Below are 14432 nucleotides of genomic sequence, written 5' to 3'. Positions count from 1 at the left end.
TATATGCGCCGGCGCGCGGAAACTGGTGGCCGTGCCGTCCTGGCGTCACTTCCGGCGGGAGGCAGGAAAAGAGGGGGAGCGGCGGCGCGCGCCACGCCACCGCCTCGTGCTGCCTAGGAAGGCACCCACCAGCGGTGCAGCCAGCGCGCCAGCGTATCGAGCGCGAAGCCCAGCACGCCGATCACCAGCACGGTGGCGAGCAGCTCGGAGTAGGCCAGGCGGTCGCGCGTGTCGAGGATGAAGTAGCCCAGCCCGGCGTTGACGCCGAGCATTTCCGCCGGCACCAGCACGATCCAGACGATGCCGATCGACAGCCGCAGCCCGGTCAGCATGCTGCTGACCGCGCCGGGCAGCACCACGCGCGTGAGCATCTCGGCGCGCGTGGCGGCCAGGCTGCGCGCCAGCAGGATCCAGCGCGCGTCGAGCTGGCGCACGCCGGCGGCGGTGCTGAGCAGGATCGGCCAGACGCCGGCGAAGGCCAGCAGGAACACCACCGAGCGGTCGCCCACGCCGAGCGCCATCACCACCACGGGCATCCACGACAGCGGCGAGATCATGCGCAGGAACTGGAAGGCCGGCGAGACCGCGGCATCGACGGCGCGGGCGCCGCCGACCAGCAGGCCCAGCGGCACGCCCGCCAGCAGCGCAATGGCCAGCCCAAGCAGCACGCGCTTCAGGCTGGCGGCGACGTGCATGGGCAGGTCCGGCTGGCGCAGCAGCTCCGCCAGGCTGGCCAGCGTGGCCGCCGGCGTGAAGCGCGCCGCCAGGCCCTCGGCCCGCCCCGCCCCGGTGGCGAGCCACCACAGCAGCACCAGGACCGCCAGCCCGGCCAGGCCGCGCCACAGGTCGGCGTGGAACGTGCGCTTTGCGGCGCCCTTTGCCGTGCCCGTTCCCGCGCCCTTCGCCGGCGCGTCCGTGGTTGCGTTCGCGGGCGCGACGATGGCTCCGCCCGCCAGCCCATTCACCGATCCATTCACCGAACCATCCCCCGGCCCCCGCGCCGGCACGTTCTCCCGCTGCGTCACGCCGCGATCTCCTCCTGCCGCGTGAAGCCCTCGGGGAAGCCGAAGGCCTTGAGGCCGCCGGCGTCGGCCAGCGCGCGCCGCACGAAGCGGTCGTCGACCAGCTCGCGCGCCGCGCGCTGCGGGTCGAGCGTGGCGAGGAACGCGCTGTTGCCTTCGATCAGCGTGCCCTTCAGGCGCCGCACCAGTTCCTCGGTGTAGCTCGGATACGGATAGGGCTGGAAGTCGATGCGGTTGTCCTTCCAGTCGGGATGGTGGATGGCGCCGCTGGCGAGATAGCGGCCGTGGTCGCCGGCATCGGGGGCGAGCACCTTGCGCAGCGCGTCGAGCGTGTGCGGCGTGTAGCGGTTGGCGCCGTCCTTGGACAGCAGCGCCGCGGCCTCGGCGCGGTGGTCCTGGGTCCAGCGCTGCGCCCTGACCACGGCGTTGACCACCTTCTGCGACCACTCGGGGCGGCGGTCCAGGTCCTGCTGGTGCATGAACACCACGCAGCAGGCGTGGTTGCGCCAGACATCGCCGGTGAAGCGCAGCACCTTGCCGATCTTGAGCGTCTCGGCGGCGGCGTTGAACGGCTCGGCGACGATGTAGCCTTCGATCTGGCGCGAGGCCAGCGCCGGCGGCATGTCGGACGGCGCCATCACCGCCAGGTTGACCTCGTTCGGCGCCAGCGCGCCGGTCTTCTTCGTCACCGGCACCAGGCCGTCCTTCCTCAGCAGCGTCTGCAGCACCACGTTGTGGATGGAGTACCAGAACGGGATCGCCACGGTCTTGCCGCCGAGGTCGCGCACCGACGACACCTGCGGCGCCACCGTCAGCGCGGAGCCGCCGACGTGGTTCCACGCCACCACCCTGGCCGGCACCTGGCTGCCGAAGCGCGCCCACACCGTCATCGGCGACAGCAGGTGGACCACGTTGACCTGGCCGGAGATGAACGCCTCCACCAGCTGGGCCCAGCTGCGCAGCAGGGTCGGCTTCTCGGCCTTGATGCCTTCCTGCTCGAAATAGCCGTTGTTGTGCGCCACCAGCAGCGGCGTGGCGTCGGTGATGGGCAGGTAGCCGATGCGCACCGGCGCATCGGGCTCCGCGGCCGCGCGCGCGTTCAGGGCATTGAGCAGCGGCAGCGCCCCGCCGGCGGTAAACAGCGTGGCGAGCTTGAGCAGCTCACGCCGGGACATCGGTACCTGGCACATCGTTCACCTCGTCGGTTGGGTTCGTGATTGGTCAAACGGAAGCCGGCCGCAGCAGCCGGCGCAGGTGCAGCACGATCTCGATGCGCAGCGCGCCGAGCGCCTCGACCTGCGACCCGCGCGGGTGCGGCAGGCCGATGCGCCATTCGTGCGCGACCGAGGCCGGCGCGCCGGGCGGGCCGCCGAGCAGCACGATGCGGTCGGACAGCAGCAGCGCTTCGTCGATGTCGTGCGTGATCAGCAAGGTGGCGGGCCGGTAGGCGCGCACGATGCCGAGCAGCAGCGCCTGCATGTCGACGCGCGTGATTTCGTCGAGCGCGCCGAACGGCTCGTCGAGCAGCAGCGCCCGCGGCTGGCGCGCCAGGCAGCGGGCCAGCGCCACGCGCTGCGCCATGCCGCCGGACAACTGCGCCGGGAACAGGTGGCGCGCGTCCAGCAGGCCGACCGCCGCCAGCGTCTGCGTCACGCGCCCGGCGCGCTCGCCGCGGCCGATGGCGGGCTGGCGGCGAAAGCCCAGGCCAAACCCGACGTTGTGCTCCACCGACAGCCACGGCAGCAGGCAGGCGTCCTGGAACGCCACCGCGATGCGCGGATGCGGCGCGGCCAGCGTCTCGCCCAGCATGCGCACGCTGCCGCGGGTCGGCTGCTGCAGGCCGGCGAGCAGGCGCAGCAGGCTGGACTTGCCGGCGCCGCTGGGGCCGATCACGGAGACGATCTCGCCCGGCGCCAGGCGCAGGTCGAGCCGGTCCAGCACGGTGCGCGCGCCGCCGCCGGCGCCATACGCCAGCGCGACGCCCGCGGCTTCGAGCAGCGCGCCGCTCATGCCGCCTCGCGCGGCGCCTGCCCGGGCTGCGGGCGCGCCAGCTCGGCTTTCAGCTGCACCAGGCTGGGCGTGACCACCGGCAGGAAGGCCGCCTCGCGCCAGCGCCGCGCGAAGCCGTCGTTGCGCGAGCGCAGGTAGGCCGCGCCGCCGCGCGCCTGCAGCTCGAGCTGCATCGCGGCCAGCGCCAGCTCGACCAGGCGGATGCGGATGGCGAACAGCGCGCGCGGCGCGGCGAGGAAATCGTCGCGGTCCGCGCTGCCGTCCACGTTACCGTCCGCGTTGCCGTCCACCCCGCCGGCCAGCCGCGCGGCCAGCGCTTCCAGCTCGCCGGCCAGCGCGTCGAGCTCGTCGTCGAGCACCGAGCGGCCGGCGCCGCTGCGCCCGCGCGCCGCCGCCAGGGCGCGCCGCGCCAGCCCGATCGACAGGCCGCATTGCAGGCCGAGAAAGGCCGGGCGCACGCGCGGCAGGAAATGGTGCGCGTCCTCGTGCAGCAGCCAGCCGGCATCCAGCGCCACGGCGTCGAAGCGCAGCGTCGCGGTGTGGCTGCTGCGCAGGCCGATCAGGTCGAGGTCGTCGCCGCGCGCCACGCCGGCCAGCGGATACGGGATGGCGTAGACGCCGGCGCGGCCGGTGGCGAGGTCGTCGGCCGCCACCGCGACCGCGAAGCCGTCCGGGTTCAGGTTGGTGACCCACGGCAGCGCGCCGTCGATCTGCCAGCCGGTGTCGGTGGCGCGCGCGCTGACCTGCAGCACCTCGATGCCGCCGAGGAACTTCATGGCGTTGGACAGCCCGGTGGCGCCGGCCAGCGTGCCTTCCAGCAGCGGCCCCAGCCAGCGCCCGGCCAGCGCGCGGTTGGGCGTCTGCAGCAGGTATTCGATGAAGGTGCGCTGCCCCCACAGCACGAACGCGGCGGTCTGCGAATGCCCGGCCACCGCGGCGATGGCGGCGATGGCGTCCGAGGTCCTGCCGCCGTCGCCGCCGGCCGCACGCGGCACGCCGACGCGGAACAGGCCGGCCTGCGCCAGCCGCGCGAGCAGCGCGGCCGGATCGGCGGCGCCGCTGTCGAGCGCGTCGGCGTGGTCGTCAAGCCATTGCGCGAGGGTCGGGTCGAGCGTGGTCATCGGGCACTCCTGTGCTTGGCTTCGGTGGCGGGCCGCATCAGGCCGCGCCGCGCGTCCAGCGGTAGCTTTCCAGTTCGGGGTTGAGCGGCGTCTGCGACAGGTTGTTGCCGAAGTTGCACAGCGTGGCCAGGGCCACGCCGAGCACCACGTCGAGCGCCTGGGCCGCCTCGAAGCCGGCCGCCACGAAGGCGTCGAAATCGGCCTGCGGCACCGCGCCGCGGTCGCGAATCACCGCGCGGGTGAACGCCGCCAGCGCTTCGAGGCGGGCGTCCGGCACCGTGGTCTGGGCGCGCAGCGCGCCCACGGTGTCGGCGTCGAACTTCACCTTCTTGAGCGCGACCGCGGTGTGGCCGGCCACGCAGAAGCCGCAGCCGTGCGTGGCCGCCGCGGTGATCTGCACCACCTCGCGCTCGGCCAGCGTCAGCGAGCCGCGGCCGTTGATCTCCGACAGCGTCAGGTAGGCTTCCAGCGCGGCCGGCGCGTTGGACAGCGCGGCGATCAGGTTGGGCAGGTAGCCGTTGCTGGCGATGGCGCGCGCGACGAAGGGCCGGCTGGCCTCGGGGGCGGTGTCTGCGGTGTTGAGGGGAAAGCGGCTCATGGCGTCGGGGGAAAGGTGTTGGACACAGGCCGATTGTGCGATCCGCCGGTGCGCCCCGCCATGCGCGAGTGTCGCGATTTCCTGCTGTTTCGTCTGCGAATGCGCGCGCGGCTTATTCCAGCGCCGTCGCCGCGTGCGGCAGCGCCGACGGCGCGCCCTGCTGGCCCGACTGGCCCGGCTGGCCCTGCCGGCGCACCGCGCCCGGCTGCTCGCCGGTGGCCTTCTTGAACGCCCGCGCGAACGCGGCTTCGGAGCGGTAGCCCACCTGCTCGGCCACCTGCGCGACGCTGCAGCGGCTGGCCAGCAGCTGCGACGCGATCTTCATGCGCAGCAGCAGCAGGAACGCCGCCGGCGACTGCCCGCAGGTTTCCGTGAAGCGCTTGCAGAACGTGGCGCGCGACATGTGGACCAGCTCCGCCATCGACTCCAGCGTCCAGGGCCGCCCGGGATGCCGGATCAGCGCCAGCATCAGGCTGGAGAATTCCGCGCTGCGCAGCAGCGGCCACAGGCCGCGCGCCACGTCCTCGCGCGTGGCGAGATGCCGCACCACGTAGAACAGCAGCAGGTCGACCAGCCGCGCGATCAGCGGCGACGGCTCGGCGTCGCCGCGGCGCGCCTCGGCCAGGATCAGGTCGAACAGCGGGCGCGCGCCGGCCAGCGCCTGGTCCCGCGCGGGCAGCACGAGGTAGTCGGGAAACGGCGCCAGCAGGACTTCGCTCAGGCCGGGGCGGAAATCGAAGAAGCCGCAGGCCAGCCCGGTGCCGTCCGGCGCGGGCGGCTCGAGCGGCTGCATGGCCGCGGCCGGCGCGCAGGCCTGACCGTCGGCATGCGGGCCGAGATGGTGGGGCACGTCGCGCAGGAAGAACACCGCGTCGCCGGCCTGCAGCGGCACGCCGGGCTCGCCGGGCAGGTGCAGCCAGCATTCGCCGTGCAGCACGAGGTGGAAGCCCGCGCGCATGCGGCCGGCGACCGAGGCGCGCCAGCTGCCGCAATACTGCCCGATGTGAAAGAGGGTGGTCTCGAGTTCCAGGCTGCTCAGAACCCAGTGGACCAGGCGATCCGTGTGATGCATAGCGTGCGAGGACGAGCGCCGCACGGAAAGCGCGGCCCGACTGGTCACGATAGCCCACCAGCCGGGCACGGCTAAGGATTTTTTCCGCATGTGCATATGCGCATGCGGCGGGGCCGGCGATGCGCCGGCCCGGGCGCGGCGCACGCGGCTATTGCAGCAGCGCGTCCTCGAACGCCTGCTGCGACGGCGCGCCGAACAGCGCGTCGAAGCCGCGCGCGCCGCGCGCCGCCGGCTCGCCGCCGGCGTCGACGGGCGGCTCCATGCCGCCTTCCAGCAGCCGGCGCAGCGCGTCCAGCCCATCGGCCATCCCCTGCGCGGCGGCGCCGGGCAGCAGCGTGGTCAGGCTGACGCGGCGCACGCCGAGCTCGCGGATGCGCCGCAGCGGCAGGCTGGCCGACGACGGGCTCGGCGCCAGCCCGGTGCCGATGCTCAGCGTGACGGGAATCTCCAGCGCCCCGACCAGCCGCTCCACGTTCGACGCGGTGCGCGGCGCGATCGGCAGCAGCAGGTCCGCGCCGGCCGCCTCATACGCCCGCGCGCGCGCGATCACCTGCTCGGGCGGCTCGCAGGCGAAGGCGTCGGTGCGGGCGATGATGAGGAAATCCGGGTCCCGCCGCGCGGCCCGCGCCGCGCGGATCTTGCCCACCATCTCCGCCACCGGCACCACTTCCTTGGCCGCGCCGGCGCCCCAGCGCCGCGGCACCACCTGGTCTTCGAGGTTGAGCCCGGCGGCGCCGGCTTCCTCGAACAGCTCCACCGCGTAGTGGACGCCGCGCGCGTTGCCGAAGCCGGCGTCGCCGTCCGCGGTGATCGGGATGGCCGAAGCCCGGACCAGCCGGCGGCAGTGCTCGACGGTCTCGGTCAGCGTCAGCAGGCCGATGTCCGGCACGCCCAGCAGCGCGTACGAGAGCATCGCGCCGCTGATGCAGGCGCTGCGGTAGCCGGTCTGCTCGACCAGCCGCAGGCTGAAGACGTCGTGCACGGCCGGCGCGACGACGAAGGCTTCCTCGCGCAGCAGCGTGCGCAGCGCGGCCCTGGCCGCGGCCGGCGTGGGGCGCGGCGTGGGAGGCGTTGAGGTGTTGGTTTCCATGCGAGTCTGCGCGCGCGCCGTCATGACGGCATGCACGCGGCCATGCGTCCGCGCGCCAGCAGCAGCGCGGCGCGGCGCCGCGCGCTTTCGGTCTCGTGCGGCAGCGCGCCGTCGTCCTCGCGCAGCGCGCCGGCATCGCGCACGGCCAGCGCCGCGCGCGCGGCGTCCAGCTCGCGCGCGGTGGGCGCGTAGGCCGCGTTCACCACCGCGACCTGCTCCGCGTTGACGCAGGTGGCGGCCTGGAAGCCGAACGCCCGCGAGCGCCGCACCATCGCCGCGAACTCGTCCGCGTTGCGGTAGTCGACCACGCTGGCGAGATAACCGAGCGGCACGATGCCGGCCGCGACCGCGGCGAAGATCATCTGCTGCTTGGGCAGGCGCAAGGTGTCCTCGGACGACACCATCGCGCATTCGCGGGCAACGTCCTCGCCGCCCAGCCCGATCGCCACCAGGCGGCGGCTGGCGCGGCAGATCTCCTCCATGCGGCCGATGGCCGCGGCGGTCTCCACCAGCGCGATCAGCCGGACGCCGCCGGCGGCCAGCCCGCGGCGGCGCTCCCACGCGCCGACCAGCTCGTCGACCAGCATCAGGTGCTGCGCGCCCATCGCCTTGGTCATCATGATGGCGTCGGCGCCGGCGGCGACCGCGTGCTCGATGTCGGCGGCGGCCAGGTCCATGCGCCGGTTGATGCGCACCGCCACGCCCATGCCGGCGGCGCGGTATGCGGCGGCGGCGCGCGGCAGCGCCTGCCGGGCCTGCGCCTTGTGCGGATAGGGCACGAAGTCCTCGAGGTCCAGGATGGCGGCATGCGCGCCGCTGCGCAGCGCGTCCTCGAGCCGCCGCGCGTCGTGCGCGGGAACGTACAGCAGCGATAGCCAGGGCAGCGGCGTGGCGTCTTGGGTCATGGGTTCGGTCAGTCGGCGGTGATGTGCTGCGAGACCACGATCTTCTGGCGCAGCTTGTATTCGCGGTGGATCAGGTCGGTGAACTGCTCGGCGGTGGTGGACTGCGGCAGCGCGCCGTTGCGCTGCAGGACCGCGACCAGCTCCGGGCTGCGCAGCGCGCCCGCGCTGGCGTCGCCCAGCACCTTCCGGACCGCGGGCGGCAGGCCGGCGGGGCCGGCCAGGCCGAACCACGCCATGTTGTTCATCTCCGGCAGGCCGGCCTCGGCGTAGGTCGGCACGTCCGGCAGCTCCGGAATCCGCTTCGCCGACGCCACCGCCAGCGCGCGCAGCTTGCCGGACTTGATGAAGGCCAGCGAGGACGACACGTTGTCGAACTGCGCGGCGACCTGCCCCGCCACCGTGTCGGCCAGCGCCGGGCCGGAGCCGCGGTAAGGCACGTGCGCGATCTCGGTGCGGGTCAGGCGCTTGAACAGCTCGCCGTCGAGATGGGCGATGCTGCCCACGCCCGAGGTCGCATACGAATACTTGCCCGGGTTCGCCTTGAGCAGCGCGATGAATTCCTGCAGCGTGCGGGCCGGGATGTTCGGGTTGACCGTCACCACGTTGGGCACGAAGGCGATCAGCGAGACCGGCGTGAAGTCGGCCATCGGGTCGTAGGCCGGCTTGCGCGAGGTCAGCGGCGCCGTGGCCAGCGTGCTCACGGTGGCGATGCCGAGCGTGTAGCCGTCCGCCTCGGCGCGCGCCACCGCGGCCGCGCCGATCATGCCGCCGGCGCCGGCGCGGTTGTCGACCACCACCGGCTGCCCCAGGCGCTTGCCCAGCTCCAGCGCGAAGGCGCGGCCGACGATGTCGGTGGTGCCGCCGGCGGCGTAGGGCACGATCAGGTGGATCGGCCTGGACGGATAGGCCTCGGCTGCCGGCGCCGTGCCGGACCAGGCCGCGGCGGCGATCAGGAGCAGGCCGGCGGCGCGGCGAAACGGTGCGCGGCGAAACGGTGCGTGGCGAAGCGGAGTCGGCTTGGACATGGAGGACATGGCGGGCGCGTTGGCGAGAGGGGTCGGCATGGTGACCGTGGAGGAAAAGGAAAAGGCGGCGGCCGCGGCCAGCCGCGGCGCGATGTCGCGCGGGCCGGCCATCGTCATTCCTTCGGCATGCTGGCCGCGAGCTTGCGCATGACCGCCTGGCGGCCCGCGATGTCCCTGGCCCAGGCGTCGCCGTCGAGATAGGCCAGCACCGGCGCGTCGTTGCCGGCCTGGCGCAGGTAGTCGGGGTCCTTGAGCGTGGCCTGGATGGCCTGCCGCAGCCGCGCCACCAGCGCCGCCGGCACGCCGGCGGGCACGGCGATGCCGCGCTCGGCCGGCATCACGTCGTCGATGCCCTGCTCGCGCGCGGTGGGCACGTTCGGCACCGAGGCCGCGCGCCGCTCGCCCATCTGCGCGAGGATCTTCAGCGGCACGGCTTCCTTGCCCACGTCCTGCATCTCGCCGGTGGTCACGGCGGCGAAGTCGATATGGCCGCCGAACAGCGCGGTCTTGGACTGCGAGGTGCCGTTGAAGGGGATGTCGTTGAGCTTCACGCCGCCGGCGTTCTGCAGTTGCAGCAGCGCGAGGTGGCCGTTGGTGCCCACGCCGTTGTGGCCGAACGAGAGCGAGCCGGGGCGCTGCCTGAGCGCCGCCACCACCTCGCCCAGCGTGTTGTACGGGCTGTCCTTGCGCGCCACCAGGATGGTGGGGTCGCTCAGCACGCGCGCCACCAGCCGCAGCGCGGCGGGATCGAACTGGGTCTTGCGGTACAGCGGCACGAACGCCATCGCCGGCAGGTTCACCACGCCGATGGTGTAGCCGTCGGCCGGCGCGCGCATCAGCCCGATGTTGGCGATCTCGCCGGCCGCGCCCTGCTTGTTCTGCACCACCAGCGTGGCGTGGCCGCCCAGGTGCTTCTGGATGAACGGCGCCATCGTGCGCGCCATCGTGTCGGTGCCGCCGCCGGCGGCGAAGCCGACCAGCACCTGGATCGGCTTGTCGTCGGGCCATTGCGCCAGCGCGCCGGCGGCGGCGCTGGCCAGCAGACAAAAGCACAAGGCGCGCAGGCCGCGTTTGCTCATGATTCTTCACCGGGGCGTAGTTGGACAATGCGACAAAGATACGCAGCCCCCTCTGATGAAGAAAGCGACAAATATTCAATCCGTCACGTGAAGAAAAGGAATATGATCCGTCCCCATCGATCCGGGGGCCGCCGATGACGCTCAAGCAATTGGAAGCATTTTTCTGGGCCGCGAAGCTCAACAGCTTCGCGGTGGCGGCCAGGCGCCTGCATGTGACGCAGTCGACCCTGTCCAAGCGCATCGCCGAGCTGGAAAGCGACCTCGGCAAGCCGCTGTTCGACCGCACCGGCCAGCGCGCCGTGCTCACCGACGCCGGCGAGCAGCTGGTGGCGCACGCCACGCAGATGCTGGACATCGAGAGCCGCATCCGCGCCGATCTCGACGTGGCGGCGTCGCTGCGCGGCACCACCCGCTTCGGCATCAGCGAGCTGGTGGCCTCGACGTGGTTCCCGCGCTTCGTGGCGCGCGTGCGCCACCTGCATCCCAACCTCGCGCTGGAGCCGCAGGTGGACCTGACGCGCAACCTCGAGCGGCGCCTGGAGCGCGGCGAGCTGGACTTCGCCATCGTGCCGGGCCCGGTGCCGTCGACGGCGCTGTCGTCCGACCTGCTCGGCGAGCTGGAATACCGCTGGATGGCCGCGCCGCAGCGCCTCGCCGCCGGCACCCGGCTCACGCCCGCGCACTTCGCCGACAACCCGGTCATCATGCTCAGCGCCGAGGCCGGCCTGTCGCGCGCGCTGGAGAACTGGGCGGACAGCCAGCAGATCGTGATCTCGCGCGCGGTGGTGTGCAACAGCCTGTCGGCGGTGATCGCGCTGGTGATCGCCGGCGTGGGCATCAGCCTGTTCCCGCGCGCCTACGTCGCGCCGCTGATCCGCGCGGGCAAGCTGGCCGAGCTGTCGAGCACGCCCACGCCGCACAACCTGCGCTACTGCTTCCACTGGCGCAGCGGCGACGCGCGCTCGCTGGTGTCCACGCTGCGCGCGATCGCCGGCGAGGAGGCCGACTTCGCGGCGGCGTCGGCGCTGTGGCCGCTCATCGGCTAGCCCCTCCCCCGGGCCGCGCTGGCGTTCAGCGTGCGCTTATTTGCGTCCACTCACCTGCGCCAGTGCCTGCCTGACCGCCGCGACCGCGCGCGCCACGTCGTCGCCGGTGGTGCGCCAGTTGCAGACCGAGACCCGCATGCAGCGCTGGCCGCGCCACGTGGTGCCGCCGAAGTAGGCCTCGCCGCCGCCGGCGATGGCGGCGATCACCGCGTCGGTGTGGCGCTCGTGGTCGGCGGCGCGCGCGCCGGCGCCCGGCGCCGGGAAGCGCACCAGCCCCTGGTTGACCTCGGAGCGCCACACCACCTCGGCGCCGTCGAGCGCGCCGATGCCATCCACCAGCGCGCCGGCCAGCGCGCTGGTGCGCTCCAGCAGTTCGGCCACGCCCTGCCGGCCCAGCTGGCGCAGCGCCGCGTAGGTGGCCACGGCGCGGCCGCGACGCGACCACTCGGGGTTCCAGTCGAGCGCGTCGCGCGCGCCGTCCACCTGCAGCAGATAACTCTCGCGGTGCGACATCGCGGCGAAGTGCGCGGCCGGGTCGGCCACGAAGGCGTAGCCGCAGTCATACGGCACGTTGAGCCACTTGTGGCCGTCGGCCACCCAGGAATCCGCCGTGCCGGCCGCCGCCACCAGGTGGCGCAGACGCGGGCTGGCCGCCGCCCACAGGCCGAACGCGCCGTCCACGTGCACCCAGGCGCCGCGCGCGCGCGCCAGCGGCACCAGCGCGGCGAAGTCGTCGTAGGCGCCGGTGTTGAGATCGCCGGCCTGCAGCACCACGATGGCCGGCACGCCGGGCTCGCTGTCCAGCGCGAACTGCAGCGTGGCGGGCGCCAGCCGGCCGCGCGCGTCGGTCGGCAGGCTCACCAGCGCGCGGCGGCCCAGGCCCAGCAGCCGCAGCGCGCGCTGCAGCGAGCCGTGGTGCTGGTCGCTGGTCAGCACGCGCACGCGCGGCGCGCCCCACAGGCCGTCTTCCTCCACGTTCCAGCCGGCGCGCGCCAGCAGCGCGTGCCGCGCCGCGGCCAGCGCCACCGTGTGCGCCGTCTGCGAGCCCGTGACCAGCGCGAAGCTGGCCGCCGCCGGCAGTTGCAGCAGGTCCTTGAGCCAGGCGCCGCAGGTTTCCTCGATCACCGCCTCGGCCGGGCTGCAGGCGTGGATGGCGGCGTTCTGGTCCCACACCGAGGTCAGCCAGTCGGCCGCCAGCGCCGCCGGCAGGCTGCCGCCGATCACCCAGGCGAAGAAGCGGCCGCTGGCGCTGCGCATGAGGCCGTCGCCGGTGTTCTCGACCAGCTCGCCGATCACGCGCGCGGGATCGAGCGAGCCTTCCTGCAGCGCGGCGGCAAAGCGCGCGCGCAGCGTCTGCAGCGAGGCCGTGGCGGCCACGGGGCCGTCGGCCAGGCTGGCCAGGTAGTCGCGGGCGTGCGCCAGCGTCTGTTCGAGCAGGGGGATTTCGGTGGACTGGCCGGGGTCGTGCATCGTGTCTGCCTGCGTGCTGGGTGGTGTTGAGCGAAATGATCCTGCGCGCAAGACTAGCGGGCCGATGCGCGCCGCGCTATCGACATTTCGCGGCGCTTCGTTTAGTTTTCCTCAACATGAAGACATCGCTCCCACCCCTGAACGCCCTGCTCGCGTTCGACGCCGCCGCCCGCTGCCTGAACCTGGGCGCCGCCGCCGACCTGCTGTGCGTGACCAAGGGCGCGGTCAGCCTGCAGCTCAAGCGGCTGGAACAGAGCCTGGGCGTGGCGCTGTTCGCGCGCTCGCCGCGCGGCCTGGCGCTGACGCCGGCCGGCGAGGCCTATTTCCAGGCCGTGAGCGGCGCGCTCGGGCTGATCGGGCAGGCCACCGCGGCGGCGCGCACGGCCGCCGCGCCCCGGCTCGCCATCAGTTGCACGCCAGGTTTCGCCGCGCAGTGGCTGGTGCCGCGGCTGGGCGCGTTCGAGGCGCGCCACCCGCAGGTCGACCTGCGCATCAAGGCCTCCAACCAGGTGGCCGACTTCGCCCGCGACGGCATCGCCTTCGCGGTGCGCCACGGCCGCGGCCGCTATCCCGGCCTGCGCGCGCACAAGCTGTTCGACGACGACCTGAGCGTGGTGTCGGCCCCGGCGCTGCTGCGCGGGCGCCGCGCGAAACCGGCGCGGCGCGACGTGGCGGCGCAGGTGCTGCTGCACGACGAGCACCGCGGCGACTGGTCGCTGTGGCTGGCCGATGCCGGCCTGCCCCCCGCGCTGGCGCGCAAGGGGCCGGTCTTCACCGACTCCAACGGCGTGATGGAAGCCGCACGCGCCGGCCACGGCGTGGCGCTGGTGCCGCGCGCGCTGGCGCAGCCGGACCTGGCCGCGCGCCGCCTGGTGGACTGGTTCGGCGCCGCCGCGCCGAGCGGGCTGGCCTATTACCTGGTGTATCCCGAGGCCACGCTGCACGGCGCCGGCGCGCCGGCCTTGCGCGACTGGCTGCTGGAGCAGGCCGGGCAGCCGGCGGCCGCCGTCATTCGAGACGGATGTTCGCCTTCTGGATGACGTCGCGCATCAGCGCGTCGTCGCGGCCGATCTGGGCCTTGAACGCGGCCGGGTCCTGGTAGTCCGCCTTCATGCTCATCTTGCCGAGCTGGTCCTTGTCGAGCCCGGCCACGATCTCGCGCGACAGCGCGCCGAGCCGGTCCACCACGGCCTGCGGCGTGCCCCTGGGCACGAACAGCCCGTACCAGTTGGGCACGTCGATGTCGGTGCCGAGCTCCTTCAGGGTCGGCACCGAGGGCAGGTCCGGGTTGCGCAGCGCCACCATGCTGGCCACGGCCTGCACCTGCCCGGCCTTGACCTGCGGCACCAGCACGCTGTCGTAGGCGATGTCGATGCGCCCGGAGACCACCTCGGAGATCAGGTCGGCCGAGCCCTTGTAGGGCACGTGCACGGTGTTCATGCCGAGCTTCTGGTTCATCAGTTCGCCCATCAGGTGGGTCATGGTGGCCGGCCCGGCCGAGCCGAAGGTGTACTTGCCCGGGTGCCGCTTCACCTCAGCCACCACCTCGGCCAGCGTGTGGCCGGGAAAGTCCTTGCGCGTGACCATCACCGGGATCCACGAGGTGATCTTGGCCACCGGGATGAAGTCCTTCTGCGCGTCGTAGGGCGTGGCGCGCAGGTGCGGCGTCACCACGAACACGGCGGTCGGCGCCATGAACAGCACGCTGCCATCGCCGGGGCTGCGCGCGGCGGCCTGCGCGCCGATCATGGCGCCGCCGCCGGGCTTGTTCTCGATGATGACCGGCTGGCCGAGCTTCTTGGCCAGCGCGTCGCCGTACAGGCGCGCGATGTTGTCGGCGTTGCCGCCGGCCGGATAGGGCACGATGATGCGCACGGTCTTGTCCTGCGCGCGCGCGGGCGCGGCGGCAAGCACGGGCAGCGCGAGGCCGAGCAGCGCGGCGGCGAGCTGGCGGAGGGAACGGCGGCGGTTCATGAGGTGTCTCCTGCGTTGGC

At 73.4% G+C, this 14432-nt stretch carries 14 protein-coding genes; 2 read left to right on the top strand and 12 right to left on the bottom strand.

Annotation, left to right across the window (positions count from 1 at the left end; all coding sequences use genetic code 11):
- Window positions 1-113: 113 nt before the first annotated feature.
- The 10 genes from AC3WXD_RS17540 to AC3WXD_RS17495 form a co-directional block, all read right to left on the bottom strand.
- Complete coding sequence (locus tag AC3WXD_RS17540) at window positions 114-1025, bottom strand: ABC transporter permease (protein ID WP_492324296.1); 912 nt, start codon at window positions 1023-1025, stop codon at window positions 114-116.
- Entirely contained in the window at window positions 1022-2212 is a 1191-nt protein-coding gene (locus AC3WXD_RS17535) for an ABC transporter substrate-binding protein (RefSeq protein ID WP_029043458.1), read from the bottom strand. Before AC3WXD_RS17535 ends, AC3WXD_RS17540 begins: the two co-directional genes overlap by 4 nt.
- A 31-nt stretch (window positions 2213-2243) precedes the next feature.
- Window positions 2244-3032 carry an ABC transporter ATP-binding protein gene (locus tag AC3WXD_RS17530; RefSeq protein ID WP_492324295.1) on the bottom strand — a complete coding sequence of 263 codons (789 nt, stop codon included), beginning with the start codon at window positions 3030-3032 and terminating at the stop codon, window positions 2244-2246.
- Window positions 3029-4153 carry an acyl-CoA dehydrogenase family protein gene (locus AC3WXD_RS17525; protein WP_492324294.1) on the bottom strand — a complete coding sequence of 375 codons (1125 nt, stop codon included), beginning with the start codon at window positions 4151-4153 and terminating at the stop codon, window positions 3029-3031. Before AC3WXD_RS17525 ends, AC3WXD_RS17530 begins: the two co-directional genes overlap by 4 nt.
- 37 nt (window positions 4154-4190) lie before the next feature.
- Window positions 4191-4751: a carboxymuconolactone decarboxylase family protein gene (locus AC3WXD_RS17520; RefSeq protein WP_454733693.1), complete on the bottom strand. Its 561-nt coding sequence runs from the start codon at window positions 4749-4751 to the stop codon at window positions 4191-4193.
- 112 nt (window positions 4752-4863) lie between these two features.
- Window positions 4864-5823, bottom strand: a complete 960-nt coding sequence (locus AC3WXD_RS17515; protein WP_492324293.1) for an AraC family transcriptional regulator — start codon at window positions 5821-5823, stop codon at window positions 4864-4866.
- Between the two features lie 148 nt (window positions 5824-5971).
- A complete protein-coding gene (locus AC3WXD_RS17510) occupies window positions 5972-6913 on the bottom strand; it encodes an isocitrate lyase/PEP mutase family protein (RefSeq protein WP_492324292.1) in 942 nt (313 codons plus the stop codon).
- 20 nt (window positions 6914-6933) lie between these two features.
- Window positions 6934-7818, bottom strand: coding sequence for an HpcH/HpaI aldolase/citrate lyase family protein (locus tag AC3WXD_RS17505; protein ID WP_492324291.1), 885 nt, complete (start codon window positions 7816-7818; stop codon window positions 6934-6936).
- Window positions 7819-7826: 8 nt separating this feature from the next.
- Entirely contained in the window at window positions 7827-8954 is a 1128-nt protein-coding gene (locus AC3WXD_RS17500; RefSeq protein WP_492324290.1) for a Bug family tripartite tricarboxylate transporter substrate binding protein, read from the bottom strand.
- A 2-nt stretch (window positions 8955-8956) separates the two neighbouring features.
- Window positions 8957-9922, bottom strand: a complete 966-nt coding sequence (locus tag AC3WXD_RS17495; protein WP_492324289.1) for a tripartite tricarboxylate transporter substrate binding protein — start codon at window positions 9920-9922, stop codon at window positions 8957-8959.
- A gap of 134 nt (window positions 9923-10056) precedes the next feature.
- On the opposite strand from AC3WXD_RS17495, the gene AC3WXD_RS17490 reads away from it, so the two are divergent.
- The gene (locus tag AC3WXD_RS17490; protein WP_020202384.1) at window positions 10057-10968 is read left to right on the top strand and encodes a LysR family transcriptional regulator; all 912 of its coding nucleotides are present in this window, start codon (window positions 10057-10059) and stop codon (window positions 10966-10968) included.
- 36 nt (window positions 10969-11004) lie between these two features.
- Here AC3WXD_RS17490 and AC3WXD_RS17485 read toward each other — a convergent pair whose 3' ends face one another.
- Window positions 11005-12438, bottom strand: coding sequence for a pyridoxal phosphate-dependent decarboxylase family protein (locus AC3WXD_RS17485; RefSeq protein ID WP_492324288.1), 1434 nt, complete (start codon window positions 12436-12438; stop codon window positions 11005-11007).
- A gap of 116 nt (window positions 12439-12554) precedes the next feature.
- Here AC3WXD_RS17485 and gcvA point away from each other — a divergent pair, with 116 nt between their 5' ends.
- Window positions 12555-13478 carry a transcriptional regulator GcvA gene (gene gcvA / locus AC3WXD_RS17480; RefSeq protein ID WP_492324287.1) on the top strand — a complete coding sequence of 308 codons (924 nt, stop codon included), beginning with the start codon at window positions 12555-12557 and terminating at the stop codon, window positions 13476-13478.
- Here gcvA and AC3WXD_RS17475 read toward each other — a convergent pair.
- Window positions 13447-14412 carry a Bug family tripartite tricarboxylate transporter substrate binding protein gene (locus AC3WXD_RS17475; RefSeq protein WP_492324286.1) on the bottom strand — a complete coding sequence of 322 codons (966 nt, stop codon included), beginning with the start codon at window positions 14410-14412 and terminating at the stop codon, window positions 13447-13449. The two genes, gcvA and AC3WXD_RS17475, sit on opposite strands and share 32 nt — an antisense overlap.
- Window positions 14413-14432 lie beyond the last annotated feature (20 nt).

The sequence above is a fragment of the Cupriavidus sp. FW216-B1 genome, assembly GCF_058789195.1.
The sequence above is the reverse complement of the archived record's forward strand: the minus strand, read 5'-3'. Positions and strand labels throughout refer to the sequence as shown.

Excerpts from the sequence above, each read along its gene's own strand:
- AC3WXD_RS17535 (WP_029043458.1), bottom strand. The coding sequence starts at position 2,212 with ATGTGCCAGGTACCGATGTCCCGGCGTGAGCTGCTCAAGCTCGCCACG.
- AC3WXD_RS17530 (WP_492324295.1), bottom strand. The coding sequence starts at position 3,032 with ATGAGCGGCGCGCTGCTCGAAGCCGCGGGCGTCGCGCTGGCGTATGGC.
- AC3WXD_RS17525 (WP_492324294.1), bottom strand. The coding sequence starts at position 4,153 with ATGACCACGCTCGACCCGACCCTCGCGCAATGGCTTGACGACCACGCC.
- AC3WXD_RS17520 (WP_454733693.1), bottom strand. The coding sequence starts at position 4,751 with ATGAGCCGCTTTCCCCTCAACACCGCAGACACCGCCCCCGAGGCCAGC.
- AC3WXD_RS17515 (WP_492324293.1), bottom strand. The coding sequence starts at position 5,823 with ATGCATCACACGGATCGCCTGGTCCACTGGGTTCTGAGCAGCCTGGAA.
- AC3WXD_RS17510 (WP_492324292.1), bottom strand. The coding sequence starts at position 6,913 with ATGGAAACCAACACCTCAACGCCTCCCACGCCGCGCCCCACGCCGGCC.
- AC3WXD_RS17505 (WP_492324291.1), bottom strand. The coding sequence starts at position 7,818 with ATGACCCAAGACGCCACGCCGCTGCCCTGGCTATCGCTGCTGTACGTT.
- AC3WXD_RS17500 (WP_492324290.1), bottom strand. The coding sequence starts at position 8,954 with ATGGCCGGCCCGCGCGACATCGCGCCGCGGCTGGCCGCGGCCGCCGCC.
- AC3WXD_RS17495 (WP_492324289.1), bottom strand. The coding sequence starts at position 9,922 with ATGAGCAAACGCGGCCTGCGCGCCTTGTGCTTTTGTCTGCTGGCCAGC.
- AC3WXD_RS17490 (WP_020202384.1), top strand. The coding sequence starts at position 10,057 with ATGACGCTCAAGCAATTGGAAGCATTTTTCTGGGCCGCGAAGCTCAAC.
- AC3WXD_RS17485 (WP_492324288.1), bottom strand. The coding sequence starts at position 12,438 with ATGCACGACCCCGGCCAGTCCACCGAAATCCCCCTGCTCGAACAGACG.
- gcvA (WP_492324287.1), top strand. The coding sequence starts at position 12,555 with ATGAAGACATCGCTCCCACCCCTGAACGCCCTGCTCGCGTTCGACGCC.
- AC3WXD_RS17475 (WP_492324286.1), bottom strand. The coding sequence starts at position 14,412 with ATGAACCGCCGCCGTTCCCTCCGCCAGCTCGCCGCCGCGCTGCTCGGC.